At 61.7% G+C, this 25,400-nt stretch carries 23 protein-coding genes; 15 read left to right on the forward strand and 8 right to left on the reverse strand.

What is annotated here, in order from left to right; all coding sequences use genetic code 11:
• Positions 1-17: 17 nt before the first annotated feature.
• The 5 genes from V6607_RS30205 to rarD all read left to right on the forward strand — a co-directional run bounded on the left by V6607_RS30205 (position 18) and on the right by rarD (position 5,778).
• Positions 18-755, forward strand: coding sequence for a ComF family protein (locus V6607_RS30205; RefSeq protein ID WP_338742575.1), 738 nt, complete (start codon positions 18-20; stop codon positions 753-755).
• Positions 756-812: 57 nt separating this feature from the next.
• The gene (locus V6607_RS30210) at positions 813-1,577 is read left to right on the forward strand and encodes a TOBE domain-containing protein (RefSeq protein ID WP_134327426.1); all 765 of its coding nucleotides are present in this window, start codon (positions 813-815) and stop codon (positions 1,575-1,577) included.
• 71 nt (positions 1,578-1,648) lie between these two features.
• Positions 1,649-3,547, forward strand: a complete 1,899-nt coding sequence (locus V6607_RS30215; protein ID WP_134327427.1) for a PhoX family phosphatase — start codon at positions 1,649-1,651, stop codon at positions 3,545-3,547.
• A gap of 193 nt (positions 3,548-3,740) precedes the next feature.
• The gene (locus V6607_RS30220) at positions 3,741-4,715 is read left to right on the forward strand and encodes a serine/threonine protein kinase (RefSeq protein ID WP_003211077.1); all 975 of its coding nucleotides are present in this window, start codon (positions 3,741-3,743) and stop codon (positions 4,713-4,715) included.
• 178 nt (positions 4,716-4,893) lie between these two features.
• Positions 4,894-5,778, forward strand: a complete 885-nt coding sequence (rarD, locus tag V6607_RS30225) for an EamA family transporter RarD (RefSeq protein WP_003211079.1) — start codon at positions 4,894-4,896, stop codon at positions 5,776-5,778.
• 222 nt (positions 5,779-6,000) lie between these two features.
• On the opposite strand, the gene V6607_RS30230 is transcribed toward rarD, so the two are convergent.
• Positions 6,001-6,519, reverse strand: a complete 519-nt coding sequence (locus tag V6607_RS30230) for an ACT domain-containing protein (protein WP_003211081.1) — start codon at positions 6,517-6,519, stop codon at positions 6,001-6,003.
• A 420-nt stretch (positions 6,520-6,939) separates the two neighbouring features.
• Between V6607_RS30230 and V6607_RS30235 the strand changes: the two genes are divergently transcribed.
• Entirely contained in the window at positions 6,940-9,117 is a 2,178-nt protein-coding gene (locus V6607_RS30235) for a malate synthase G (RefSeq protein WP_087694745.1), read from the forward strand.
• 44 nt (positions 9,118-9,161) lie between these two features.
• Here V6607_RS30235 and V6607_RS30240 read toward each other — a convergent pair whose 3' ends face one another.
• A complete protein-coding gene (locus tag V6607_RS30240) occupies positions 9,162-9,590 on the reverse strand; it encodes a hypothetical protein (RefSeq protein ID WP_134327428.1) in 429 nt (142 codons plus the stop codon).
• Between the two features lie 134 nt (positions 9,591-9,724).
• A complete protein-coding gene (locus V6607_RS30245) occupies positions 9,725-10,171 on the reverse strand; it encodes a response regulator (protein ID WP_003211086.1) in 447 nt (148 codons plus the stop codon).
• Between the two features lie 246 nt (positions 10,172-10,417).
• Between V6607_RS30245 and V6607_RS30250 the strand changes: the two genes are divergently transcribed.
• From V6607_RS30250 to V6607_RS30285, 8 genes are all read left to right on the forward strand, one after another.
• Positions 10,418-12,340: a putative nucleotidyltransferase substrate binding domain-containing protein gene (locus V6607_RS30250; RefSeq protein WP_003211088.1), complete on the forward strand. Its 1,923-nt coding sequence runs from the start codon at positions 10,418-10,420 to the stop codon at positions 12,338-12,340.
• Positions 12,337-13,044 carry a 3'-5' exonuclease gene (locus V6607_RS30255; RefSeq protein ID WP_134327429.1) on the forward strand — a complete coding sequence of 236 codons (708 nt, stop codon included), beginning with the start codon at positions 12,337-12,339 and terminating at the stop codon, positions 13,042-13,044. The genes V6607_RS30250 and V6607_RS30255 overlap by 4 nt, the downstream gene beginning before the upstream one ends.
• A 259-nt stretch (positions 13,045-13,303) precedes the next feature.
• The gene (locus V6607_RS30260; RefSeq protein ID WP_134327431.1) at positions 13,304-13,822 is read left to right on the forward strand and encodes an RNA polymerase sigma factor; all 519 of its coding nucleotides are present in this window, start codon (positions 13,304-13,306) and stop codon (positions 13,820-13,822) included.
• Complete coding sequence (locus V6607_RS30265) at positions 13,819-14,787, forward strand: FecR family protein (protein WP_134327432.1); 969 nt, start codon at positions 13,819-13,821, stop codon at positions 14,785-14,787. Before V6607_RS30260 ends, V6607_RS30265 begins: the two co-directional genes overlap by 4 nt.
• Positions 14,788-14,998: 211 nt before the next feature.
• Positions 14,999-17,428 carry a TonB-dependent siderophore receptor gene (locus V6607_RS30270; protein ID WP_134327433.1) on the forward strand — a complete coding sequence of 810 codons (2,430 nt, stop codon included), beginning with the start codon at positions 14,999-15,001 and terminating at the stop codon, positions 17,426-17,428.
• Positions 17,429-17,490: 62 nt separating this feature from the next.
• The gene (locus tag V6607_RS30275) at positions 17,491-18,594 is read left to right on the forward strand and encodes a PepSY-associated TM helix domain-containing protein (protein ID WP_134327434.1); all 1,104 of its coding nucleotides are present in this window, start codon (positions 17,491-17,493) and stop codon (positions 18,592-18,594) included.
• Positions 18,591-18,767, forward strand: coding sequence for a hypothetical protein (locus V6607_RS30280; protein WP_003209216.1), 177 nt, complete (start codon positions 18,591-18,593; stop codon positions 18,765-18,767). The genes V6607_RS30275 and V6607_RS30280 overlap by 4 nt, the downstream gene beginning before the upstream one ends.
• A gap of 35 nt (positions 18,768-18,802) precedes the next feature.
• On the forward strand, positions 18,803-19,432 hold the full coding sequence (locus V6607_RS30285; RefSeq protein WP_008434349.1) for a glutathione S-transferase: 630 nt from the start codon (positions 18,803-18,805) through the stop codon (positions 19,430-19,432).
• 201 nt (positions 19,433-19,633) lie between these two features.
• Here the strand turns inward: V6607_RS30285 and creD are convergent, their stop codons facing one another.
• The 4 genes from creD to V6607_RS30305 are packed head-to-tail and all read right to left on the reverse strand — an operon-like array spanning position 19,634 to position 23,653.
• Positions 19,634-20,983, reverse strand: coding sequence for a cell envelope integrity protein CreD (creD, locus tag V6607_RS30290; protein WP_008434346.1), 1,350 nt, complete (start codon positions 20,981-20,983; stop codon positions 19,634-19,636).
• Between the two features lie 52 nt (positions 20,984-21,035).
• Positions 21,036-22,475 (reverse strand): two-component system sensor histidine kinase CreC, encoded by a 1,440-nt coding sequence (gene creC / locus V6607_RS30295; protein WP_008434344.1) that lies wholly within the window; start codon positions 22,473-22,475, stop codon positions 21,036-21,038.
• Entirely contained in the window at positions 22,475-23,143 is a 669-nt protein-coding gene (gene creB, locus V6607_RS30300) for a two-component system response regulator CreB (protein WP_003209207.1), read from the reverse strand. The genes creC and creB overlap by 1 nt, the downstream gene beginning before the upstream one ends.
• 9 nt (positions 23,144-23,152) lie before the next feature.
• Positions 23,153-23,653: an ATP-dependent zinc protease gene (locus V6607_RS30305; protein WP_003209205.1), complete on the reverse strand. Its 501-nt coding sequence runs from the start codon at positions 23,651-23,653 to the stop codon at positions 23,153-23,155.
• Between the two features lie 173 nt (positions 23,654-23,826).
• Here V6607_RS30305 and V6607_RS30310 point away from each other — a divergent pair, with 173 nt between their 5' ends.
• A complete protein-coding gene (locus V6607_RS30310) occupies positions 23,827-24,714 on the forward strand; it encodes an acyltransferase (RefSeq protein ID WP_134327436.1) in 888 nt (295 codons plus the stop codon).
• On the opposite strand, the gene V6607_RS30315 is transcribed toward V6607_RS30310, so the two are convergent.
• On the reverse strand, positions 24,711-25,280 hold the full coding sequence (locus V6607_RS30315; RefSeq protein ID WP_003209203.1) for a DUF2780 domain-containing protein: 570 nt from the start codon (positions 25,278-25,280) through the stop codon (positions 24,711-24,713). The two genes, V6607_RS30310 and V6607_RS30315, sit on opposite strands and share 4 nt — an antisense overlap.
• Positions 25,281-25,400: the final 120 nt, after the last annotated feature.

A 25,400-nucleotide genomic window follows, 5' to 3' on the forward strand; every position in this document is an offset into this window, starting at 1 on the left:
ATATTTAAGGAAGATTCATGCACTGTCAACTTGAGAACAAACACGAGGTTTACATCTGGTTAAAAAGCAACCAAACCTGTTTAGTCTGCGATGAAAGCAGCGGAACGGCCGATCCTGTCTGCAGCGCCTGCGAAACCGAGCTGCCCTGGCTGATGGAACATTGCGAGGTGTGCGCACTGCCATTGCCGGCGACTGGCCTGGTGTGCGGCCAGTGCTTGAAGCAACCTGCGGCGTTCAAGCAGGTTGTCGCGCCGTGGACCTACAGCTTCCCCATCGACAGCCTGATCAGCCGTTTCAAGCATCAGGCCCGCTGGCCGCTGGGGCACCTGCTTGCGCACCTGTTGGGACAATTCCTGCAACACCGCTATGAAGATGCCGCGCTGGCTCGCCCCGACTGCCTGCTGCCCGTGCCCCTGGCCCGCAAACGCCTGCGGGAACGGGGCTTCAACCAGGCGGCGATGCTCGCCCGCTGGCTGAATGAGGACCTGAACATCCCCTGGGATGAGCACCTGCTGTCACGGCCGCGTGAAACCGTGGCGCAGCAAGACCTCGACGCCAGGACCCGCAAGCGCAACCTGCACCAGGCCTTCGCCCTGGCCGACGACGCGCAAGTCAAAGGCCGGCACTTGGCGCTGATCGACGACGTACTGACCACCGGCGCCACCGCCAGCAGTCTCGCCCGCCTGTTAATGGATGCCGGCGCCCGACAGGTGGATGTGTATTGCCTGGCCCGTACGCCCAAGCACGGCACATAACTTGACTCGCGGGCGCCCTGCCCGCAACGTCAGCCCATTCCATCGAAGCGTGTAACCATGTCCCTGCCAACCCTCTTGAGCCAACACATCGTCCGTCGCCCGCAGCGCATTGCACTGCTGCAACATATTGCCGAACAAGGCTCCATCACCCGCGCCGCAAAGAGCGCGGGGCTGAGCTACAAGGCGGCCTGGGACGCCATCGACGAACTGAACAACCTGGCGCAAAAGCCCCTGGTGGAACGCAGCGTCGGCGGCAAGGGCGGTGGCGGCGCCAGGTTGACGGCCGAGGGTGAGCGGGTATTACGCCTTTACCAACGCCTGCAGGTACTGCAAGCCCAGGTGCTGGATTGTGCCGAAGACGCCAGCGACTTCAACCTGCTGGGCCGCCTGATGCTGCGCACCAGCGCACGTAACCAGTTGCACGGCCGGGTGATCGCCATCGACAGCCACGGCCGCAATGACCTGATTCGCCTGGAGCTGGCCGCTGGGCTGCGCCTGGATGCGCAGATCACCCACGACAGTACCTTGCGCCTGGAGCTGGAGATCGGCACCGAAGTCGTCGCCCTGATCAAGGCCGGCTGGCTTGAAGTACTGGCCGTCACGCAGGCAGCAACACCTGGACACAATTGCCTGGAAGGAAAAATCGACGCCATTCTCGATGCCGAAGACGGCCCCAGCGAGGTGCGGATCACCTTGCCCAACGGCCAGGTTCTCTGCGCCCTGGCCCGGCCCGACGCGCTTGCGCAGATCCATGCCGCCGAAGGCCTGCAGGTGAAGGTGCAGTTCTCCCCCAGCAACGTGCTGCTGGGCACTCCGGTGTAGCGCTTCAAACTGCAACAATTTCGTCACGACTGCTCCCTAAGGTGGCTGCAAAAACCCGCAGGGAGCCTGAAATGAGCCTATTAGAAGAAAACCAAGCCACCGACCTGGAACAGATGGTCGGCCTCAGCCGCCGGCGTTTTATCGGCGCCGGCGCCCTGTGCGGTGCCGCGATGTTCCTCGGCGGCAACCTGCTGACCCGCAGCGCCCTGGCGGTCAACGCCGCGTCGAACAGCCCGCTTCTGGGCTTCGCCAGCATCGCCTCGGCCACCAGCGACACCATCACCCTGCCGCCCGGCTACAGCGCCTCGGTACTGATCAGCTGGGGCCAGCCGCTGCACAAGAACGCGCCGGCCTTCGACCCCAGCGGCAACGGCACGGCCAAGGCCCAGGAACAGCAGTTCGGCGACAACAACGACGGCATGAGCCTGTTCGCCTTCCCCGGTGACGACAACCGCGCGCTGATGGCGATCAACAACGAATACACCAACTACCGCTACCTCTACGCCCACGGCGGCGCGCCGCAGTCGGCCGAAGACGTGCGCAAGGCGTTGGCCAGCGAAGGGGTGTCGGTGATCGAAGTGCGGCGCAAGGGCGACACCTGGCAGTTCGTTCAGGACTCGCGCTACAACCGGCGCATCCACGGCAACTCGCCCATCCGCTTCGGCGGCCCTGCGGCGGGCCATGCCTGGCTGAAAACCAGCGCCGACAAAACCGGCAAAAAAGTCCTCGGCACCTTCCAGAACTGCGCCAACGGCAAGACCCCGTGGGGCACGTATCTCACCTGCGAAGAGAACTTCACCGACTGCTTCGGCAGCAGCAACCCGCAACAGACCTTCGACGCCGGGCAGAAACGCTATGGCGTGGTCGCCGCGAGCAAAGACATCAACTGGCACCCCCACGACCCGCGCTTCGACATGGCCAAGAATCCCAACGAACTCAACCGCCATGGCTGGGTAGTGGAAATCGACCCGTTCGACCCGCAATCCACACCGGTCAAACGCACCGCCCTGGGCCGCTTCAAGCACGAAAACGCTGCCCTGGCGGAAACGCGCGACGGCCGCGCCGTGGTGTACATGGGCGACGACGAGCGCGGCGAGTTCATCTACAAGTTCATCAGCCGCGACAAGATCAATCACAAGAACCCCAAGGCCAACAAGGACCTGCTGGACCACGGCACCTTGTACGTGGCGATTTTCGATGCGGGCGACGGCAATGCCGACCATCCCAAGGGCCAGGGCCAATGGGTCGAGCTGACCTACGGCAAGAACGGCATCGACGCCAACAGCGGTTTTGCCAGCCAGGCCGAAGTGCTGATCCACGCGCGCCTGGCCGCCAGCGTGGTGAAAGCCACCCGCATGGACCGCCCGGAATGGATCGTGGTCAGCCCCACCGACGGCCAGGTGTATTGCACCCTGACCAACAACGCCAAGCGCGGCGAAGACGGCCAGCCGGTGGGCGGCCCGAACCCGCGGGAGAAAAACGTCTACGGGCAGATCCTGCGCTGGAAGGCCAATGCCAACGACCATGGCGCGCCGGACTTCAGCTGGGATTTGTTCGTGGTGGCCGGCAACCCGGCGGTGCATGCCGGCACGCCAAAGGGCGGCTCGTCCAACATCAACCCGCAGAACATGTTCAACAGCCCGGACGGCCTGGGCTTCGACAAGGCCGGGCGGTTGTGGATCCTCACCGATGGCGACTACAGCAACGGCGGCGACTTTGCCGGGATGGGTAATAACCAGATGCTGTGTGCCGACCCGTCGACCGGTGAAATTCGGCGGTTCATGGTGGGGCCGGTGGCCTGTGAAGTGACCGGGATCAGCTTCTCGCCGGACCAGAAAACCCTGTTTGTGGGGATTCAGCATCCGGGGGAAACCGGTGGGTCGACCTGGCCGGAGCATCTGCCAAATGGCAAGCCACGGTCCTCGGTGATGGCGATTCGTCGGGATGATGGCGGGATCGTCGGCGCCTGATAAGGCCTCTTCGCGAGCAAGCCCGCTCCCACATTTGACCGCATTCCAAAGCCAGGACTCGGTTTAATGTGGGAGCGGCGGTGCGACGATTCGACTTGCTCGCGAAGGCGTCAGAACAGTCACCACCTATCCAACCCTGGGTGCGTTACCATACCCGGCCGGACGCGGCGCCCTGCTGCGCGCAGGAGTTCGCATGGCACACCCGTTTGAAACACTGACCCCTGACCTGGTGCTCGACGCAGTCGAAAGCATCGGTTTCCTCAGCGACGCCCGCATCCTCGCGCTCAACAGCTACGAAAACCGTGTCTACCAGGTCGGCATCGAAGACTCCGAGCCCTTGATCGCCAAGTTCTATCGGCCGCAACGCTGGACCAACGAAGCGATCCTCGAAGAACACAGCTTCACCTTCGAACTGGCCGAGTGCGAAGTGCCGGTGGTGGCGCCGATGATTCACAACGGTGAAAGCCTGTTCGAGCACGCGGGTTTCCGCTTCACCCTGTTCCCGCGCCGTGGCGGCCGCGCACCGGAGCCGGGCAACCTCGACCAGTTGTATCGCCTCGGCCAATTGCTCGGCCGCCTGCATGCGGTCGGTTCCACCCGCCCCTTCGAACACCGCGAAGCCCTGGGCGTGAAGAACTTCGGTCACGACTCTTTGAACACCCTGCTGGAAGGCAACTTCATTCCTCGCAGCCTGCTGCCAGCCTACGAGTCCGTGGCCCGCGACCTGCTCAAGCGTGTGGAGGAGGTCTACAAGGCCACGCCCCACAAGAACATCCGCATGCACGGCGATTGCCACCCCGGCAATATGATGTGCCGCGACGAGATGTTCCATATCGTCGACCTCGATGACTGCCGCATGGGCCCCGCCGTTCAGGACCTGTGGATGATGCTCGCCGGTGATCGCCAGGAATGCCTGGGGCAACTGTCGGAATTGATGGACGGCTACCAGGAATTCCACGACTTCGACCCGCGCGAACTGGCCCTGATCGAACCCCTGCGTGCCCTGCGCCTGATGCACTACAGCGCCTGGCTTGCACGGCGCTGGGACGACCCGGCGTTCCCCCACAGCTTTCCCTGGTTTGGCAGCGAACGTTACTGGGGCGACCAGGTGCTGGCGTTGCGCGAGCAGTTGTCGGCGCTCAATGAAGAACCCTTGAAACTGTTCTAACGCACACCACAATCCCCTGTAGGAGCTGGCTTGCCGGCGATGCAAGCGCCTCGGTGTATCAGTGGAACCGAGGTGAAGCCATCGCCGGCAAGCCAGCGCCTACAGAAAAGCACATCCCACTGACTGACAAATATCCTTACAATCGCGGCTTTGTTAGCTGCCTAAGCAAGGATTCTGCATGCAAGCCGCCAACCCCCGTCGCGGGTACATATTGGGCCTGAGCGCCTACGTCATCTGGGGCCTGTTCCCGATCTACTTCAAGGCCATCGCCAGCGTTCCCGCCGCAGAAATCATCGTCAACCGCGTGCTGTGGTCGGCGCTGTTCGGCAGTCTGCTGCTGATAGTCTGGAAACACCCGGGCTGGCTCCGAGAACTGCGGGACAACCCCAGGCGCCTGGCGATCCTGGCCCTGAGCGGCACCTTGATCGCAGCCAACTGGCTGACCTACGTGTGGTCAGTGAACAGTGGCCGCATGCTGGAGGCCAGCCTGGGTTACTACATCAACCCGCTGGTGAACGTGCTGCTGGGCATGGTGATCCTCGGCGAGCGCCTGCGCCGCCTGCAATGGGTGGCCGTGGGCCTGGCAGCGGTAGGTGTGGCGCAACAGGTATGGCAAGTCGGCAGCCTGCCGTGGGTATCCCTGGTCCTGGCGGCGACCTTTGGTTTCTACGGGTTGATCCGCAAGCAGGCGCCGGTCAAGGCATTGCCCGGGCTGGTGGTGGAAACCTGGATGCTGGTGCCGATTGCCATCGCATGGTTGCTGTTCAACCCCTCGGCCCACAGCGCACAGATGGAATTCTGGAGCACCTCCGAAGCGTGGTGGCTGGTGGCCGCAGGCCCGGTGACGCTGATCCCGCTGGTGTGTTTCAACGCCGCCGCACGGCATTTGCCCTACACCGCCCTGGGCTTCCTGCAATACGTGGCGCCCACCCTGGTGCTGCTGGAAGCCGTGCTGTTATTCAACGAACACCTGGCACCCGCCACGCTGATCGCCTTCTGCTTTATCTGGGCCGGCCTGGTGGTTTACAGCATCGACGCCTGGATGACTGTGCGGAAAAACTGATCAAATAACGTACAAACCTCTGCAAGCCACAGCTGGTGTGGCTTGCAGGCATTCACCCCAAGGTTATCCACAGCCTGGTCCCCGGCGTTTGTGCACAAGCCCTTGAAACTGTTCGTTTTTTAGCCAGCTGGCGAAGAGACACGGCCCGCCTGGGCCGGACGCGAGTCTCTACAGGTTATCCACAGGCCCATGCAAGATTTCCATGCATAACCTTGTGGGCAACTATTCCTCGCTGCGTAGTTCCAGTTCCACCATCAAGTCGTCGGCCAGGGTTTCCAGCGCCGCCTGCAAGGTTTCCAGCGGCAGCGTCAACGGCACCGCCAGCAAGGCTTCGGCGTGGAACAGCAGGTCGCTGCTCATGGGCGCCGGGCGCACGTCGGTGATCAAGCGCTCCAGGTTGACACCCTGCTTGCTGAGCAGCGCGGTGATGTCGCGAACAATCCCCGGCCGGTCGTTACCGACCAGTTCCATCGCGATGGGTTGCGACTCGCTGGGGGCGAGCGAACTGCTTTCGCCCAGCAGCACGCGAATGCCGTGGGTGGACAAGTCTTCCAGCGCGCCAATCAAGTCCAGCCGATTTTCCGCCGGCACGCTCACCCGCAAAATCCCGGCAAACTGCCCGGCCATGTGCGCCATGCGGCTTTCCAGCCAGTTGCCGCCATGGGCGGCGATGCATTGGGCGATGCGTTCGACCACACCGGGTTTGTCCGGGGCGATGACAGTCAGTACGAGATGGTCCATGGTGTCGTCCTCTTCTTATGAAAATCAGGTAGGAACCAGGCGTTCCCCTCGTACCTACCAAGGTGGACTCAGGTAGCCACGAAAACAAATCGTGTACCATTTTTATATTTATATGGAACAATCCAATAGTTTTTTGAGAACATCCCGTACCCCACTGTGACCGTACGACCAAAGTGGGTCGCTAAACGACGTATTTAGTCTAATTTTCACAACCGCAACTCATCATGTAGTATGCCCAATCGCGCACTACATAACGTTAGGTCGATGTCTGCCAAGGCAACCACGCACCGCGACGCAGCCCGCCCAGCCGCCTTCTACGGCATGTACTGGTGCAGCGTGTTCACGGTTTACATGGCCAGAGGCTTCATTGGTAAATTGAAAAGCTGAAAAGCGCATAAGCTCCGCAGAGTGAGGCAAGCAATGACTGAACACGTTCAAGTCGGTGGCCTGCAGGTCGCCAAAGTCCTGTTCGACTTCGTGAACAACGAAGCCATTCCTGGTACCGGCATTACCGCCGACCAGTTCTGGGCCGGTGCCGATAAGGTCATCCACGACCTGGCGCCGAAGAACAAAGCCCTACTCGCCAAACGCGACGATTTTCAAGTGCGGATCGACACCTGGCACCAGGCACACGCCGGCCAGGCCCACGACGCGGTGGCCTACAAAGCCTTCCTTCAAGATATCGGATACCTGCTGCCAGAAGCCGCGGATTTCCAGGCCTCGACCCAAAACGTCGACGAAGAAATTGCCCACATGGCCGGCCCGCAGCTGGTAGTGCCGGTGATGAACGCCCGTTTCGCCCTCAACGCTTCGAATGCGCGCTGGGGCTCACTGTATGACGCGCTCTATGGCACCGATGCCATCAGCGAAGCCGACGGCGCCGAGAAAGGCAAAGGCTACAACAAGGTGCGTGGCGACAAGGTCATCGCCTTCGCCCGCGCCTTCCTCGACGAAGCCGCACCACTGGCTGCCGGCAGCCATGTGGATTCCACCGGCTACAAGATCGTCGACGGCAAGCTCGTGGTCAGCCTCAAGGGCGGCAGCAACAGCGGCCTGCGCAGCGATGCCCAGTTGATCGGCTACCAGGGCGACGCAGCCAAGCCGACCGCCATCCTGCTGAAGCACAACGGCCTGCACTTCGAAATCCAGGTCGACGCCAGCACCCCGGTCGGCCAGACCGACGCCGCCGGCGTGAAAGACGTGCTGATGGAAGCCGCCCTGACCACCATCATGGACTGCGAAGACTCCGTCGCCGCCGTCGATGCCGATGACAAGGTGGTGATCTACCGCAACTGGCTCGGCCTGATGAAGGGCGACCTGTCGGAAGAAGTCGCCAAGGGTGGCAAGACCTTTACCCGCACCATGAACGCCGACCGCGTCTACACCGGTGCCGACGGCAAGGAAGTGACCCTGCACGGTCGTTCGCTGCTGTTCGTGCGTAACGTTGGCCACTTGATGACCATCGACGCGATCCTCGACAAGGATGGCAACGAAGTGCCGGAAGGCATTCTCGACGGCCTGCTCACCAGCCTGTCGGCGATCCACAGCCTTAACGGCAACACCCGCCGCAAGAACAGCCGCACCGGTTCGGTGTACATCGTTAAACCGAAAATGCACGGCCCGGAAGAAGCCGCGTTCACCAACGAGCTGTTCGGTCGCATCGAAGACGTGCTGAAGCTGCCGCGCAACACCCTCAAAGTCGGGATCATGGACGAGGAGCGCCGTACCACGGTCAACCTCAAGGCCTGCATCAAGGCCGCCAGCGAGCGCGTGGTGTTTATCAACACCGGCTTCCTCGACCGTACCGGCGACGAGATCCACACCTCCATGGAAGCCGGCGCGATGGTGCGCAAGGCCGCCATGAAGGCTGAGAAGTGGATCGGCGCCTACGAAAACTGGAACGTGGACATCGGCTTGAGCACCGGCCTGCAAGGCCGCGCACAAATCGGTAAAGGCATGTGGGCGATGCCCGACCTGATGGCCGCCATGCTGGAGCAGAAGATTGCTCACCCGCTGGCCGGCGCCAACACGGCGTGGGTTCCTTCGCCGACGGCGGCTGCGCTGCATGCGCTGCACTACCACAAGGTTGACGTGTTCGCCCGCCAGGCCGAACTGGCCAAGCGCGAACGTGCTTCGGTAGACGATATCCTGACCATTCCCCTGGCCCAGAATACCGATTGGTCCGACGAAGAAATCCGCAACGAGCTGGACAACAACGCCCAGGGCATCCTCGGTTACGTGGTGCGCTGGATCGACCAGGGCGTGGGTTGCTCGAAAGTCCCGGACATCAACGACGTCGGCCTGATGGAAGACCGCGCCACCCTGCGTATCTCCAGCCAGCACATTGCCAACTGGTTGCGCCACGGCATCGTCAATGAAGCCCAGGTGATGGAAAGCCTCAAGCGCATGGCGCCGGTGGTGGACCGTCAGAACGCCGGGGATGCGCTGTACCGTCCGCTGGCTCCGGATTTCGACAGCAACATCGCGTTCCAGGCAGCGGTGGAGTTGGTGATTGAGGGGACGAAGCAGCCGAACGGCTATACCGAGCCGGTGTTGCACCGTCGGCGTCGGGAGTTCAAGGCTAAAAACGGCCTGTAAATAAAAAAGCCCTGGTCGAGAGATCAGGGCTTTTTTGCAGCGGTTTAAGAAGAACTGAGTTTATAACCGCCATTGAGAACGACCGTATTACCATCCGACTCGAACCGCACATTCAAAAAGTTACCCTTGTGCGTGAAAGCGGTACCGGTCGGAGGGCGTTCAACTTCAAGAAAGATTTTCCCTTCAGTAGGTCCGAAATAATCCTTACCGTCCGGCGCCCGGTAAGTCACGCGCCTGCCCCTTGCCTCGAATTCATGAAGGCCGTTCGGCACATCGTGCCCATAATCCAGGTCAATACGCTCTTGACCATCCCCAAGCACCGCTGTCCATGACAGGAACCCGAGGACTTCCTTGGTGCTGAAAAACCGAAACTTGCCGGGAGCAAGCACAAGAACAAAAGCATCCCCGGATAGTGCCCTCACCCTTGCGTCCTGCAAGGCCTTATCTTCAACTCGAAAAAGTTTGGTGCTCATAGCGAACTCCTGTTCATGGCTTTGTGAGGCGCTAATCGACGATCAGCACACCCCAAACCAGTAAACAGACGCTCTCAAGCTATTCCTACTGTCAGAATTGACAGTTCTTCGCGAAATCAGACCAATGGCACCGTCTAGGACGCCATCCCCAACTCCCGCTTCACCATCTTCGCCAGCTTCACGCTATCAATCGGCTTGAGCAAAAAGTCCACCACGCTCAAGTGCATCGCATCAATCACATCCGGCGCTTCGGCGTCACCCGACATGATGATGATCGGCAGCGCCGCCCGGGTGGATTCGCGCACCTGGCGAATCAATTGCAGCCCGTTGCTCGGCGTCATGCGCAGGTCGGTGATCAGCAAGCCGATGGAGCTGCTGGAACTCAACAAGTCCCATGCAGCCTCGCCGCTGTCGGCGGTCATGCAACGAATGCCGTCCAGGCCAAGAATTTCTGCCAACAGTTCGCGCGCGTCCTTGTCGTCATCCACGATCAAAACCCGTTGTGGCGGCAAATCCGGCTCCTGCATAACAGCACTCAGGGCCTCGCGCTCGGCATCACTCAAAATATCGTGGTCGGACATACGTTTCTCGGCAGTTCTATTCAATCTCCCAGCACAGAAGTCAGACATCGCCGGAAGGGCGAACAATGTGCACTTCGTCGGAAAGTTTGCCTAGTGGGCGTTCTACGGGGTTTGGACGATATTCATGTAAGGTTTTTCCCTAGTAAGTGAGGGCGAATCGCTACCTAGACTTACGTCCAATGGGCACCCGCAGCGCAGGAGTCGACCATGGGGCACGATAACGACAAAAAAACTGCGGTCATAGGTATGAGTAAAGCTGATGCTTTCACACAAGCGGGGAAAACCGCTGTGTTGCAGAACATCCACGGCACCCTGCAATTCCTGCAACGTTTCCCGCCGTTCAACCAAATGGAAAACGCCCACCTGGGATTTCTGGTAGAGCAGTGTCAATTGCGCTTCTACGGCCCCGGCGAGAGCATCCTCAAGCCCTCGGGCGGGCCGGTGGAACACTTCTATATCGTCAAGCAGGGGCGCGTAGTCGGCGAGCGGCCGGACTCGACAGAAACCACCTTTGAAATCACCACCGGTGAATGTTTTCCGCTGGCGGCGCTGTTGGGGGAGCGGGCCACCCGTACCGAGCACAAAGCCGCCGAAGACACCTTCTGCCTGCAACTGAACAAGCCGGCCTTTATCAAGCTGTTCGCCCTTTCCAGCGCGTTTCGCGACTTTGCCTTGCGCGGCGTGAGCAGCTTGCTGGACCAGGTCAACCAGCAAGTCCAGCAAAAGGCCGTGGAAACCCTCGGCACCCAATATTCGCTGAACACCCGCCTGGGCGAATTGGCCATGCGTCACCCGGTCACCTGCAGCCCGCTGACGCCGCTGCGTGAAGCGGTCACGCAAATGCACGAGCAGCAAGTGGGCAGCATTGTGATCGTCGATGAACACAAGGCGCCCCTGGGGATTTTCACCCTGCGGGACCTGCGCCAGGTGGTGGCCGACGGCACCAGTGATTTCAACCAGGGCATCGAGCGCCATATGACCCAGGCGCCGTTTTTCCTCACGCCGGACCACAGCGCCTTCGACGCGGCGATTGCGATGACCGAACGGCATATCGCCCACGTGTGCCTGGTCAAGGATCAGCGCCTGTGTGGCGTGGTGTCCGAGCGTGACCTGTTTTCCCTGCAGCGGGTTGACCTGGTGCACCTAGCGCGCACCATCCGCAATGCACCCAGGGTCGAAAACCTGGTGGCGATTCGCGGCGAAATCGGCCAGTTGGTGGAGCGCATGCTCGCCCACGGCGCGTCGTCTACGCAGATCACCCACATCATCACCTTGCTCAACGATCACACGGTGTGCCGTGTCATCGAGTTGACCCTGGCCGACAAGGGCGACCCGGGCGTGCCATTCAGCTGGCTGTGTTTCGGCAGCGAGGGCCGCCGCGAGCAGACGCTGTATACCGACCAGGACAACGGCATCCTGTTCGAAGCCCGGGACGCCGCCGAAGCCGCCGAGATTCGCGGGCGCCTGCTGCCGCTGGCACAACAGATCAACCAGAGCCTGGCGCTGTGCGGCTTCAGCCTGTGCAAGGGCAATATCATGGCCGGTAACCCGGAGCTGTGCCTGTCCCGGGCGGAATGGGCGCGGCGCTTTGCCGGGTTTATCCGTGAGGCGACGCCGGAGAATCTGCTGGGTTCGAGCATCTATTTTGATTTGCGGGTGGTGTGGGGCGATGAGCAAGGGTGCGAGCAACTGCGCCAGGGCATTCTCGACCAGGTGGCAGACAACCGCTTGTTCCAACGCATGCTGGCCGAGAACGCGTTGCGCCAGCGCCCGCCGGTAGGGCGCTTCCGGGATTTTGTGTTGACGCGCAAAGGCGCCGACAAGGCAACTCTCGACCTCAAGGTGCAAGGCCTCACGCCATTTGTCGACGGTGCCCGGCTGCTGGCATTGGCCAACGGCATCAGCGCCATCAACACCCTGGAGCGCTTGCGCCAACTGGTGGCCAGGGAAGTCATCGAACGCCTTGATGGCGCCGCCTATGAAGAGGCCTATCACTTCATCCAGCAAACCCGCATGCAACAACACCAACTGCAAACCCGCGAGAACCTGCCCTACTCCAACCGCGTCGATCCCGACAGCCTCAACCACCTCGACCGGCGCATCCTGCGCGAATCCCTGCGCCAGGCCCAACGCCTGCAAGGCAGCCTGACGTTGCGGTATCAGCTGTGAGCTGGTTTGGCTGGTTGCGCAAACCCAAACCTGGCCTGGATGCGGCGCAACAACGGCGCGTCGAACAATTGCCCACACCTGGGGAGCTGGGGGACGGATCGCTGCGGACCCAGCGCTGGGTGGTGGTGGACCTGGAAACCAGCGGCCTGAACCTCAATCGTGACCAGGTGCTTTCGATTGGCGCCGTGGTGATCGAGGACGGCGCAGTGGACTTCTCGCAATTATTCGAGCGCACCCTGCACCGGGCCGAGACCAAGCTCAGCCCCAGCGTGCTGATCCATGGCCTGGGGCCCAGCGCCATTGCAGCGGGCAGTGACCCGGCAGAAGCGCTGATGGACTTCATGGAGTTTGTCGGCGACAGCCCGCTGCTGGCGTTTCATGCGCCCTTCGATCAACACATGCTGTGCCGGGCACTCAAGGACAGCCTGGGCTATCGCTTGAACCACCCGTTCCTGGACGTGGCCGACATAGCCCCGCTGCTGTGCCCCGACGCCAACATCCGCGAAGCCGGGCTGGATGACTGGATCACGCATTTCAAGCTGCAAGTGGGCGAGCGTCACCATGCCAGTGCGGATGCGCTGGCAACGGCGGAACTGATGCTGATTTTGTTCAGCCGCGCACGGCAGCAGCAGATCGACAGCCCGCACGCGTTACAACAGCGCCTGGGCCAATGGAAACGCCGCAAGCAAGCCCCCTCATTCTAATGGTGGCGAGGGAGCTGCTCCCGCTGGGGTGCGAAGCGCCCCCAAATCAGCCAACCCATTTCCAACTGAATAAATGCACTGCCTGGATTACGACTGCTGCGCAGCCGAGCGGGAGCAAGCTCCCTCGCCACAGTAAGCGGCATCATCATGATAGATATCATTACGCCGCCGCCCGACCAACGCCAATTGCACCCGCCTTACACCTCTGCCACAATCGCGAATAATTCTCGTTAGTTTAAACTTTCCGATCGGTGTCGCCTTGTCGTCAATCCAAAGTCCCCACAGTGAGCTTGTTGGCGCGTTGTACCGCGACCATCGCCGCTGGCTGTTGGCGTGGCTGCGACGCAACGTGGCCTGCCCCAGCCGCGCCGAAGACCTCAGCCAGGACACCTTCATGCGCCTGCTGGGCCGTGAAGAACTGCGTGAACCCCGCGAGCCGCGGGCGTTCCTGGTGGCCATCGCCAAGGGCCTGCTGTTCGATTATTTCCGCCGCGCCGCGCTGGAACAGGCTTACCTCACCGAACTGATGCTGATCCCGGAAAGCGAGCACCCGTCCCCGGAAGAACAGCAACTGATCCTCGAAGACCTCAAGGCCATCGACCGCCTGCTGGGCAAACTCTCGAGCAAGGCCCGCGCGGCCTTCCTCTATAACCGCCTGGACGGCATGGGCCACGCCGAAATCGCCCAGCGCCTGGGGGTTTCCGTGCCGCGGGTGCGGCAATACCTGGCCCAGGGTATCCGCCAGTGCTACATCGCCCTGTATGGCGAGCCGCTGTGAGCCCGGTCAGTTCCAAGCCGGTGTCGGCGCGGGTGCTCGACGCGGCCATTGCCTGGCAACTGTCCCTCGACTCGGGCGACGGCAGTGCCGTGGAGCAGGAAGAATTCGCCAAATGGCTGGCCAGCAACGAAGAACACGCCCGCGCCTGGCGCCAGTTGGGCATGCTCGATCAGCGTTTCAGTGTGGCCTCGGGCCCGGCCCGTGCGGCATTGCTGCAGTCACGCGAAGGCATTCGCCGCCGCGTGCGCAAGCTCGGCAGCGGCCTGGCCAGTGTGGTGCTGGTGTGCGGCCTGGCATTGTTCGTCGGCCAGCGCTACGTGCCGCTCAACTATTGGCTGGCCGACCAGCGCACCGCCACCGGTGAACAGCGCACCCTGAAGCTGGCGGATGGCACCGTGATCAACCTCAACACCCACAGCGCCATTGACGTGCGCTTTGACGAGAAACGTCGGCTGATCGTATTGCAGGAAGGCGAGATCCTTGTCGAAACCGGCCACAACGACGCCCGCCCGTTTTTTGTCGAAACCCGCGAAGGCAGCCTGCGCGCCCTGGGCACACGGTTTATCGTCAAGCGCGAGGAAGATGGCACCCGCCTCAGCGTGTTGCAGTCTGCCGTCGGCGCACAGCCTGAAGCGCTGCATCAAGAGCAGATCTTCAAGGAAGGCCAGCAAGTGCTGATGCGCCGCGGCAGCCTCGGCCCGATGCTTGCCGTCAGCCCCGGCACCGACGCCTGGACGCGCGGCATGCTGGTGGTGGACAACGCGCGGCTCGGCGATGTGGTTGCCGAACTGAGCCGCTACCGCACCGGTTACCTGGGTGTGGATAAACAGGTGGCCGACCTGCGGATCACCGGCAGCTTTCCGTTGCACGACACCAACCTGGCACTGAACGCGCTGCTGCCGACCTTGCCGGTGCAGATTCAACAACACACGCCGTGGTGGGTGACGGTGGCGCCCAAGCCGTAGGCTCCTGTGGTGCATAGGCCATTGTCATCGCAGGCAAGCCAGCTTCCACAGGTGGAATGCGTTCCCCTGTGGGAGCTGACTTGCCTGCGATGAGGCCCTCAAAAACAGCACTCACCCACTAATCGAAATTATTTTCATCGAGCCCTATCACTTTTTGCATCTCGCTCGGCACATAGGCAATTGAGAAATATTTCCATTCAGGAGCCGCCCTATGTCCCGCACGCTAGACACCTTGTTGCGCCCCAGCCTGTTGGCCGTGGCCATTGCCCTCAGCGCCCCGCTGGCCAGCACCCAGTTGCTCGCCGCCGAACAAGCGTCCAGTGTGCGCGCCTACAATCTGCCGGCAGCGTCGCTGGCCACCACCCTGAACCAGATCGCCAGCCAGGCCGGTTTGGCGCTGACGCTGAACCCGGGGTTGGCAGCGGGCAAGACTTCCGCGCCGGTAAAAGGGCAATTCGATGCACAAGGCGCATTGCGTGAAGCGTTGCGCGGGACCGGGCTGCAACTGGAGCAAAGCAGTGCAGGCACGTTCAGCCTGGTAGCGATCCCGGATGGGGTCGTGGCATTGCCGGAGACCAGCATTACCGGCCAGGCCGACGCGGAAAGCGCATGGGGGCCGGTTGATGGTTACCTGGCGACCCGCACCGCTGCCGGCACCAAGACCGATACCGCACTGGTCGAAGCCCCGCGTTCGATCTCCGTCGCCACTCGCCAGCAAATGCAGGACCGCAACGTCCAGAACCTGGATGACGCCGTCAAATACATGCCCGGTATCGTGTCCGCCAGCTACGGCAGTGACACCCGCTACGACTGGATGCGTGTACGCGGCTTCGAACCCACCCAGTTCCTCGACGGATTGCCGCTGCCACGCGGCGTGTATGCCAACCCGAAAGCCGAAACATGGAACCTCGACCGCCTTGCGCTGCTGCGTGGGCCGGCCTCGTCGGTCTACGGCCAGACGCCACCGGGTGGCCTGCTGGATATGGTCAGCCGCCGCCCCAGCGCTGAATCGAGCAATGCCATCCAGGTGCAGTACGGCAGCGACAACTACCGCCAGATCAACTTCGCCAGCACCGGCAAGATCGATGATGAAGGCCAGTTTCTCTACGGCCTCAGCGGTGTGGTGCGCGACGCCGGCACCCAGGTCGATCACATCGACAACAAGCGCTACAACATCGCGCCCAGCCTGACCTGGAATATTGATACCGACACCAAGCTGACGTTCCTGTCGCAGTTCACCCGCGACGATACCGGCGCCACCAGTCAGTTCCTGCCCATTGTCGGCACCAAGATCAAATCGCCGCTGGGGGACATCTCTCATCACAAGAACCTCGGCGACCCGGACTACGAGTACTACGACCGCACCTACTACGCGCTGGGCTACGCCTTCGAGCATCGCTTCAACGATACCTGGCAGTTCAAGCAGAACCTGCGTTACACCAAGTCGGAGCTGGCTTTCCAGCAACTGACCGTGGGTTCCTACGGTTACTCGACCATTGATGCCGAGGGCAATACCAGCCGCGGGTCGACCAACGTCGACGAAAACATCGGCCAGTTCGCCGTCGACAACAATTTCCAGGCTGACTTCGCCACCGGTGATATCACCCACACGCTGTTGCTCGGCCTGGATCACCAGCGCACCGACACCTCGTACCTGTCGATCTTCGGTGACGGCGGCACAGTCAACCTCTACAACCCCGTCAACACCAAGCCGGTGGTGCGTCCGGCGCGCTCCACCGCTTATTACGACTACAACCAGAAAACCATCCAGACTGGCCTTTACGCCCAGGACCAGATGGCCCTGGACAAGTGGCGCCTGACTCTTGGCGGGCGTGAAGACTGGGTGCACCAAGGCACCACCTACTTCAACAAAAACGATGCAACCAATACCGACCGCAGCAAGAACTTCAGTGGCAACGCCGCGCTGAGCTATGTGTTCGATTCGGGCTTCGTTCCGTACCTCTCCTACGCCGAATCGTTCCAGCCAGCGAGTAACGCCAGCGTCTCGCCAACCGAGTCGTACAAACCCACCGAAGGCAAGCAATGGGAATTGGGGGTCAAGTACCAACCACCCGGCTCAAATACCCTGCTGAGCGCCGCGGTGTACGACCTGACCCAAAAGAACGTGCTGGTTACCAGCTTCGGCGCCGGTGGCCAGTCAATCACCAACCAGACCGGCGAAGTGAAGGTCAAGGGCCTGGAATTGGAAGCCGTCTCTGACGTGACCGAGAACCTTAAGGTCATCGCTGCATACACCCTGGCCAAATCCGAAGTGCAAAAAGGCCAATACAAAGGCAACCGCCTGCAACTGATGCCAAACCAGCAAGCCTCACTGTGGACCGACTACACCTGGCACGCCGGTGTGCTCGACGGTTTCGGCATTGGCGCGGGTGCCCGCTACACCGGCAATACCTATGGCGACCAGGGCAACACCTGGCTGGGCAAGGCCAATGCCTACACCGTGTTCGATGCCTCCGTGCATTACGACCTCGGCCGCCTGGACAACAGCCTCAAGGGGGCTTCGGTGAAACTGAATGCCACCAACCTGTTCGACAAGGACTACATTTCCACCTGCGATGCTTCCTACTGCTACTACGGCGACCAACGCAGCGTCGTCGCCAGTGCCACCTACCAGTGGTAATCGGCTGAGTTAACAACCGGGCCGCCCCCGTGGGCGGCTTCGGTGTGTCTGAAGGCTAGAAAATGAAAAGCAAAACCATCCGCCGCTGGTCCTTCATCCACACCTGGACCAGCCTCGTCTGCACCGTATTCCTGCTGCTGCTCGCCCTCACCGGCCTGCCGTTGATCTTTCACCACGAGATCGACCACCTGCTGGGCAACGAACCCGAGCTGGCACAGATGCCCGCCGATACCCCACAGCTGAACCTCGAACAGCTTGTTGCCAAAGCCCAGGCCCATCGCCCCGGCGAAGCCATGCAATACCTGGCCTGGGACGAAGACGACAAGAACGGCGTGATCGCGATCATGGCCGCCACCGCCGGCACCGAACCCAATTCCTCCCACACCTTCATGCTCGACGCCCGCACCGGCGAGGCCGTGGAAACGCCTTCGGCCAACGGCGGGCTGACGATGTTCCTGCTGCGCCTGCACGTCGATATGTTCGCCGGGCTGCCGGGCAAGTTGCTGCTGGCGTTCATGGGCATTCTGTTTGTGCTGGCGATCATCTCCGGCACGGTGTTGTACCTGCCGTTCATGCGCCGGCTGAAATTCGCCACCGTGCGCCAGGACAAATCCACGCGCCTGCGCTGGCTCGACCTGCACAACCTGATCGGCGTGGTCACCCTGACCTGGGCGCTGGTAGTGGGCGTGACCGGCGTGATCAGCGCCTGCGCCGACCTGATCATCGCCGCGTGGCGCACCGACAGCCTCAGCGCAATGATCGAGCCTTACAAAAACGCCCCGCCGCTGACCCTGCGCGCCCCCGCCACCGACCTGCTGACGATTGCCGCCAAGGCCGCGCCCGGGATGGAGCCGGACTTTATCGCGTTCCCCGGCACGCGTTTCTCCAGCGAGCATCACTACGCGGTGTTCATGAAAGGCAGCACCCACCTGACTTCACACCTGCTGACGCCGGTATTGATCGACGCCAGCAACCTGCACGTCACCGCCATCGCCGAACGGCCGTGGTACATGGACACCATGGGCATGTCCCAGCCGCTGCACTTCGGTGACTACGGCGGCATGCCGATGAAGATCCTGTGGGCGGTGCTGGATGTGCTGACCATCATCGTCCTGGGCAGTGGCGTGTACCTGTGGCTGGTGCGGCGCAAGGCGGCCAAGTCATGAAGCCGAGGCAATCGAGTTTCTGGAAGGTATTCGGCATTCCGCTGGCCATCGGGTTGTTGAGTGCTGCCGGATTGTTTGCGGCATTGCTGGGGGACGGCTTGTGGGATTCGCTGAGCTGGGTGGGGCTGGGCATTCCGGCCGCCATAGGTAGCTGGGCGTTGCTCAAGCGTTGAGATAGATTAGCGCTGCCCTTTTCCGAGGAATGCCCATGTCCACCCCCAGCATGACGTTGTTCCACAACCCTGCCTCGCCGTTTGTGCGCAAAGTACGGGTGTTGTTGCACGAGACCGGTCAACTGGACCGCGTGACCTTGCACGCCTGCGTGCCGACGCCTGTCAAGCCTGACGCCGACGTAATCCAGGACAACGCGCTGGGCAAGATCCCCGCCCTGCGCCTGGCCGACGGCAATGCGCTGCACGACAGCCGGGTGATCCTCGATTACCTCGACTACCAACACACCGGGACTCCACTGATCCCCCGTAACGGCCCGGCCCGCTGGCGGCGCCTGACCCTGGCCTCGACCGCCGACGGCATCATGGATGCCGCCGTACTGGTGCGTTATGAAACCGCCATGCGCCCCGAGGAAAAACATTGGGACCTGTGGCTGGAAGGCCAGCGCGACAAGATCCGCCGCGCCCTCGACATGCTCGAACAGGACGCCATCGCCGAACTGGCCGGGCCGTTTGACGTGGCCGCGATCAGCGTGGCGTGTGCACTGGCTTATCTGGACTTCCGCCACCCGGACATGCAGTGGCGGTCGAGCCATCCGAAGCTGGCGGCGTGGTATGCCGAGGTGAGTCAGCGGCCGTCGATGCTCCAGACCCAGCCACCGGCCTAACCTGCTGCAAGGGTTCTTTTGTGGTGAGGGAGCTTGCTCCCGCTGGAGTGCGAAGCGCTCCCAAGATTTTTGGGGCCGCTGCGCAGCCCAGCGGGAGCAAGCTCCCTCGCCACAAAAAGCTCCCGGGCCAAAGGGAATAGCGCGTTAATCCTCACCACTAACTGCGCGCCCTCTTGCTGATCTTCCCGCAACCCCAACGACCTACTCATCACCCACCTCCTTGCGTTTGCCCACCCCATACCAATCCAGCTTGCGGGTCAGCACCATCACCGTGCCCAGCAACCCGAACAGCAGCAACGAGCCCATCAACAACGCGTAATCCTCGGCACTCAGCAACCCGTACAGCAAGCCATACAACGCCGCCAACCCTGCTGAAAACCCCAGGCCATGGGCGACACTGCGCAGCACATGGCAGACGTAAAACCCGATCAGCAACACACAGGCCGCCGCCGATATCAGGTAAGCCGGGCCAAACCCGATGTGCTCGGACAACGACAACAGCAGCAGGTAGAAAAACGCCAGGGCAACCCCCACCAGCGCGTACTGGATCGGGTGCACCGCCAGGCTCTTGAGCACCTCGAACAGGAAGAAACCGGCAAACGTCAGGGCAATGAACAGCAGCGCATATTTGATCGCCCGATCGCTCTTGAGGTACTGGTCCACCGGGTCGATAAAGCTCACGCCGAAGCTGCGGCTGTTGAAGTCGTCACAGCCGCGCTCGGCCAGGCAACCGCGCAGTGCTTCTTCCAGGTTGGTGGAGAAGAATGTGGTCTGCCAATTGGCGCTGAAGCCTTGGGCGGTGACCTCGCGCTGGGTCGGCAGGAAGTTGCCGATAAAGCTGGGGTGCGGCCAGTTGGACGCGAGCTTGACCTGGCTGGTCTTGCCCACCGGCACCACTTGCAACTGCTCGGTTCCTTGCAGGCGCAGGTCAAAGGCGAAGTCAAAAGGTGACGGATTGTGGCTGTCCTGCTCGGGCAGCATCACGTGCACACCCTCCCCCAGCCAAGCCACTTGAGTGCCCGGGGAAAACGCCAGTTGCTGGCTGCCCAGCTCCAGCTTCAACGCATTTTCGATGCCGCGAATGTCGCTGATACCCACTGCCAGATACGCCGGCTCAAAGCGGTAATCGGCAAAGTTTTCCGTGATGCCCCACTGCTCCGGCAACACAAACCGCCCACTGATACGGCTGTCGGCGTGGAACAACCGCGCCTGGTAGATGCCCCGGGCGCGCACTTCGGTTTGCACCTGCCCGTCGAGGGCAAATTGCTCCGGCAGGAAATACAGATGACCACGCACCTCGCGGGTTTCTTCGTAGCGTTCGTTGAGCTTTTCATTGAGCTTCCACTCCCGGACGGTCTTGCGATAAGGCACCACCAGCACCGGGCCATTGAGGCGCTGGCTGTAGCTGGAACTGCGGGCGATATCCTGCAAGACGTCGTCGCGCAGTTGCTGACGGTCGGTAATCACCCCGTGGATCATCAGCAACGGAATCAACAACAGCACGATCAGCAGCGCGATGGCGCCCAATTTGAAAAGCAGATTGCGGTTCATGAAGCTCTCCCTGTTTTGATGGGGGAGAGTCTGGCGGGCGCTTAAGGGGGATTTATGAAGGGAATGTGGAGACTGTGTGGAGATGCAGTTTTACCTGCACGCCGCCGGGCACGTTGCCGATCTGCAATGAGCCGCCGTGCAGCTTCATCACCTCTTCGACAAAATTCAGCCCAAGGCCGGTGCTCTTGCGCCCGCTGGCCGGGCGCGGCAGGGAATAGAAGCGCTCGCTCAGGCGCGGCAACGCGTACTCGGGAATGGCTTCGGCCTGGTTGAACAGGGTGAATTCGATCCCGTCATCCAAGGCCTTGGCGCTGAACCGCAATGTGCCACCGGGCGGTGTGAAATCCAGTGCGTTTTCCAGCAGGTTACCCAGTGCCTGGCGCAGCAGGAACGGCTCGCCGTACACCTGCAGATCCGCGTCAATCGCCTGCTCGACCTGCAACCCGGCGCCTTCAATGCGCGCACATTGAGCCCTGAGCACTTCGTCCACCAGCGCCGCCAACGACAGGCTGGCCTGGTCCTCAAGGCCCTGGCGCTGCTCCACCTGCGCCAGGTTCAGCAGGCGTTCGATCAACTGCTGCAAGCGCGCACTTTCACTGTCGATATTGCTCACGAAACGCTGCTGCTGGTCACGGGACATGTCGCCCTGCAACAGCTCCGCCGCACCACGAATCGCCGCCAGCGGGCTTTTCAATTCGTGGGTCAGGGTGTGCACATAACGTTCGACGTACGCCTTGCCTTCCAGCTGGGTGCGCATGTGTTCCACGGCGGTGGACAACTGCTCCAGTTCACCGCCGCGATAGTGCGGCAACTCGGCACGCCGGCCTTCACTCACCGCCTGGGCATACGCCGTCAGCCGGCGCAGTGCGACACTCAACCACCACGACAACAGCGCACCAAACAGCAAGCCCAGGGCGACCAGCCCGGCGCCGTACCACAGCAGCCGGTCTTCGGTGCGGTCCACATAGGGTTGCAGTGAACTGTTGGGCTTGGCCACAGTAACCACGCCGATGATCTGCCCGCTATCGCGGATCGGCGCGCCGACGTGCATCACCGAAGAGGCAGGGTCGTCCAGTTCGCTGCGGGTCGAGCGCGCACCGTATTCGCCGCGCAGGGTCAGGTACACGTCATTCCACTTCGAGTAATCCTCGCCTACGGCCTCGCCGCTGGAGTCCAGCAGCACAATGCCCTTGGCGTCGGTGACGTAGATGCGGTGGTTGACCTGGTTTTTCGGCAGGCCCCAGATATTCGCGCCGGGCTGACGCTCACCGTAGGCCTTGAGCAGTTCGGGCCAGTGGCTCTGGCCGAGGGTGCCGTTCTTCACATCGTCGCGCAGGATTTCCGCCAGCAGGTTGGCGGTGTCTACCAGGGTTTCTTCGGTGGACTGGCGCACGCCGGGGCGGATTTCCTTCATCACGGTGCTGAGTACGAAGTAGCCGGTCAGGCCGATAAACAATGCGTACACCAGGAAGAACCGGATCCCCAGGCGCATCAGCTGTTGCCCGGGCTGTAGCTGTAGCCAAGGCCGCGATGGGTCTGGATGGGCTCCGCCTCGGGCGCCACCGCGCGCAATTTGCTGCGCACGCTTTTGATGTGGCTGTCGATATTGCGCTCGTAGCCTGCGTCCGCCGCCACGCCCACCGCATCCAGCAGTTGCTCGCGGCTGAACACGCGCTCGGGTTGCTCCAGCAGGCTGTGCAGCAGACGGAATTCATGGCGAGTGAGGCTCAGGGGCTGGCCGCGATAACTGATCTGCATGCGCTCCAGGTCCACCTGGAACACCGCCGGAGCAGCACCGGGGCCCACGCGCTTGAGAATGGCCCGTACCCGCGCTGCCACTTCCCGCGGGCTGAACGGCTTGACTACATAGTCGTCAGCGCCGATCTCAAGACCCACCACGCGGTCGATCTCACCGTCCCGGGCGCTGAGGAACATCACCGGTACTTCGCTGAAACGCCGCAGTTGCTTGCAGGTTTCGAAGCCGGTGATGTCCGGCAGGCCGATGTCGAGGATGACCAGGTCCGCCGGGGTTTGCCGCTGATGGGCCAGCGCCGCCTGGCCGAGGCTCAACCAGGTGGTGGTGAAGCCCTCGCCTTGCAGGGCGAAAATCAGCGTGTCGGCGATAGCCGCTTCGTCTTCGACAATCAGGATATGCGCCATGGTGTTCCGTCAGCAGTCCGGTTTGTCCGCAGTGTAACGGCGGGCCGGGTTTACCGCAGCGCCGAATTCACGCAGGGCCTTGGCGCCGATCAGCAGCGGGTAGTTGAAGCTGCTGCGGTCGGTGAGGTTGACCTCGACGGTGCGCTTGACGTTGCCCAGGCACATTTCCAGGTCGATCACCGGGCGCTTGGCCACGGTGGCTTCGTCCTTGTCGTCATCTTCGTCGGCGCGGCTCTTGATTTTGCTGATGCGCGAAACCTTGTGCTCGTACACCTTGTTGGTGGCGTCCTTGCCGCCGAGGCGGAAGCGTACCCAGTCGTCGCCATCACGGGTGAAGGTCTCGATGTCCCGGGCCGACAGCGAGGCGGTCAGCGCGCCGGTGTCCATCTTGGCCTTGAAGGTCTCACCGATTTCCGGCAGTTGGATGTATTCGTAGCGACCGTAAAGGGTCGGCTCGGCGGCCATGACAGGCAAGGCCACCAGCGTTAGCAGGGCAAGGATGGATTTCACGTAGGAGGTTTCCTTGAAATAAGTGGGCCAATTCTAGACTGCAAATTCGCTGCTTAGTTAGATCACAGAGCATACCCAGCCCGCTGTGAAACATTCGTAAGCTTATTTGCGATTTGGTCTCCAGGCCCAAGCTGCTTATCATGGCGGGCCAAAAATGATTCCAAGAGTTACTTATGCGCCGCCTGCTCACCGGCTGTTTCGTCACATTGCTGCTGTTGCTCAACACCCTGGTGCTGTTCGGGCCGCTGATGGTGTTTGCCCTGCTCAAGCTGGTGGCCCCCGGTCGCTTTCGTGACTATGCCTCCTGGGCCGTCATGTGGATCGCCGAAACCTGGGCCGAGATCGACAAGCTGATCTTCGCCCTATGCATCCCTACCCAATGGGACATTCGCGGCGGCGGCGACCTGCGGGGTGACACTTCTTACCTGGTGATCAGCAACCATCAATCCTGGGTCGACATCCCCGCACTGATCCAGGCCCTCAACCGGCGCACGCCGTTCTTCAAGTTCTTCCTGAAAAAGGAACTGATCTGGGTACCCTTCCTGGGCCTGGCGTGGTGGGCACTCGATTACCCGTTCATGAAGCGCTACAGCAAGGCGTTCCTGGCCAGGCACCCTGAACTGGCAGGCCAGGACCTGAAGATCACCAAAGAGGCCTGCGAGTTGTTCAAGCGCCAGCCGGTCACCGTGGTGAATTACCTGGAAGGCACGCGGTTCACCCCGGGCAAGCGCAAACAGCAGGCTTCACCCTTCGAACGTCTGCTCAAACCCAAGGCGGGTGGCGTGGCGTTCGTGCTCGCGGCGTTGGGTGAACAGCTGGATGCGGTGCTCGACGTCACCGTGGTTTATCCACAGGAAAACATTCCCGGCTTCTGGGACTTGATCAGTGGCGCAGTGCCGAAGGTGATCGTGGATATCCGTACCCGAGAGCTGGATCCGGCGTTGTGGCAGGGGGATTACGAGAACGATCCGGCGTTTCGCCAGACCGTCCAGAACTGGGTCAACCAGCTCTGGATGGAGAAGGATGCGCGCATCGCCCAACTGCGCGCGGAGCGGCCTTAGCCGCCAGTGCCCCAGGCCGAAGCCAGTTTGCCCAGCACCGATTCGCTGGCGCCTTGGCCGCCCAGGTATTTCAGGATAACCGGCGCAAACTGGCCCACCATCCCGCTGTCCATGCCCAGCGCGCTGAACGCAGTGTTCAAGTCATTGGTGTTTTTCACGTTACCCAACACGCCATCCAGGCCCGAGGTCTTGCTGCCGCCGCTCTGGCCGAGCATGCCGCTCAGGGCGCCGAGGCTGCCCAGGGAGTTGCTGCCGGAGAGCTTGTCCAGGCCCGGTACGCTTTTGGTCAGTTGCGAGTAATCACCGCCGCCCAATTTATTCTTGGCCAGGCCCAGCATTGCGCCGGTACCACCAACGGCCTGCTCAGGGGTCACGTTCAATTGCGAGGTCAGTGCCTGCAGCAGACCAGCGGTCTGTGAAGTGGGTGCAGCCGCTGCTGCCTTGTCGCCACCTTGTGCACCGGACACGGCGTTGGCCACGTCGCCGAGGCTGAAACCTGCCGCAAATACCGGGCTGGCCGCCACGGTCAACAGGCAGGACAGGGCAAAACCGCGTGAAATCTTCATCAAGACAACCTCTGAAAGTAAGCGCAAAAAGCAGGAGTTTGACTGGGTACGCCGAAGGATTGTTCCCTCCCTGCAGATTAGTTCAGAAAACCACTGCATCCGATGCGCCTTGCGCTGCGT

Origin of the sequence: Pseudomonas sp. KK18, assembly GCF_037094675.1 — a bacterium.
GTDB lineage: Bacteria > Pseudomonadota > Gammaproteobacteria > Pseudomonadales > Pseudomonadaceae > Aquipseudomonas.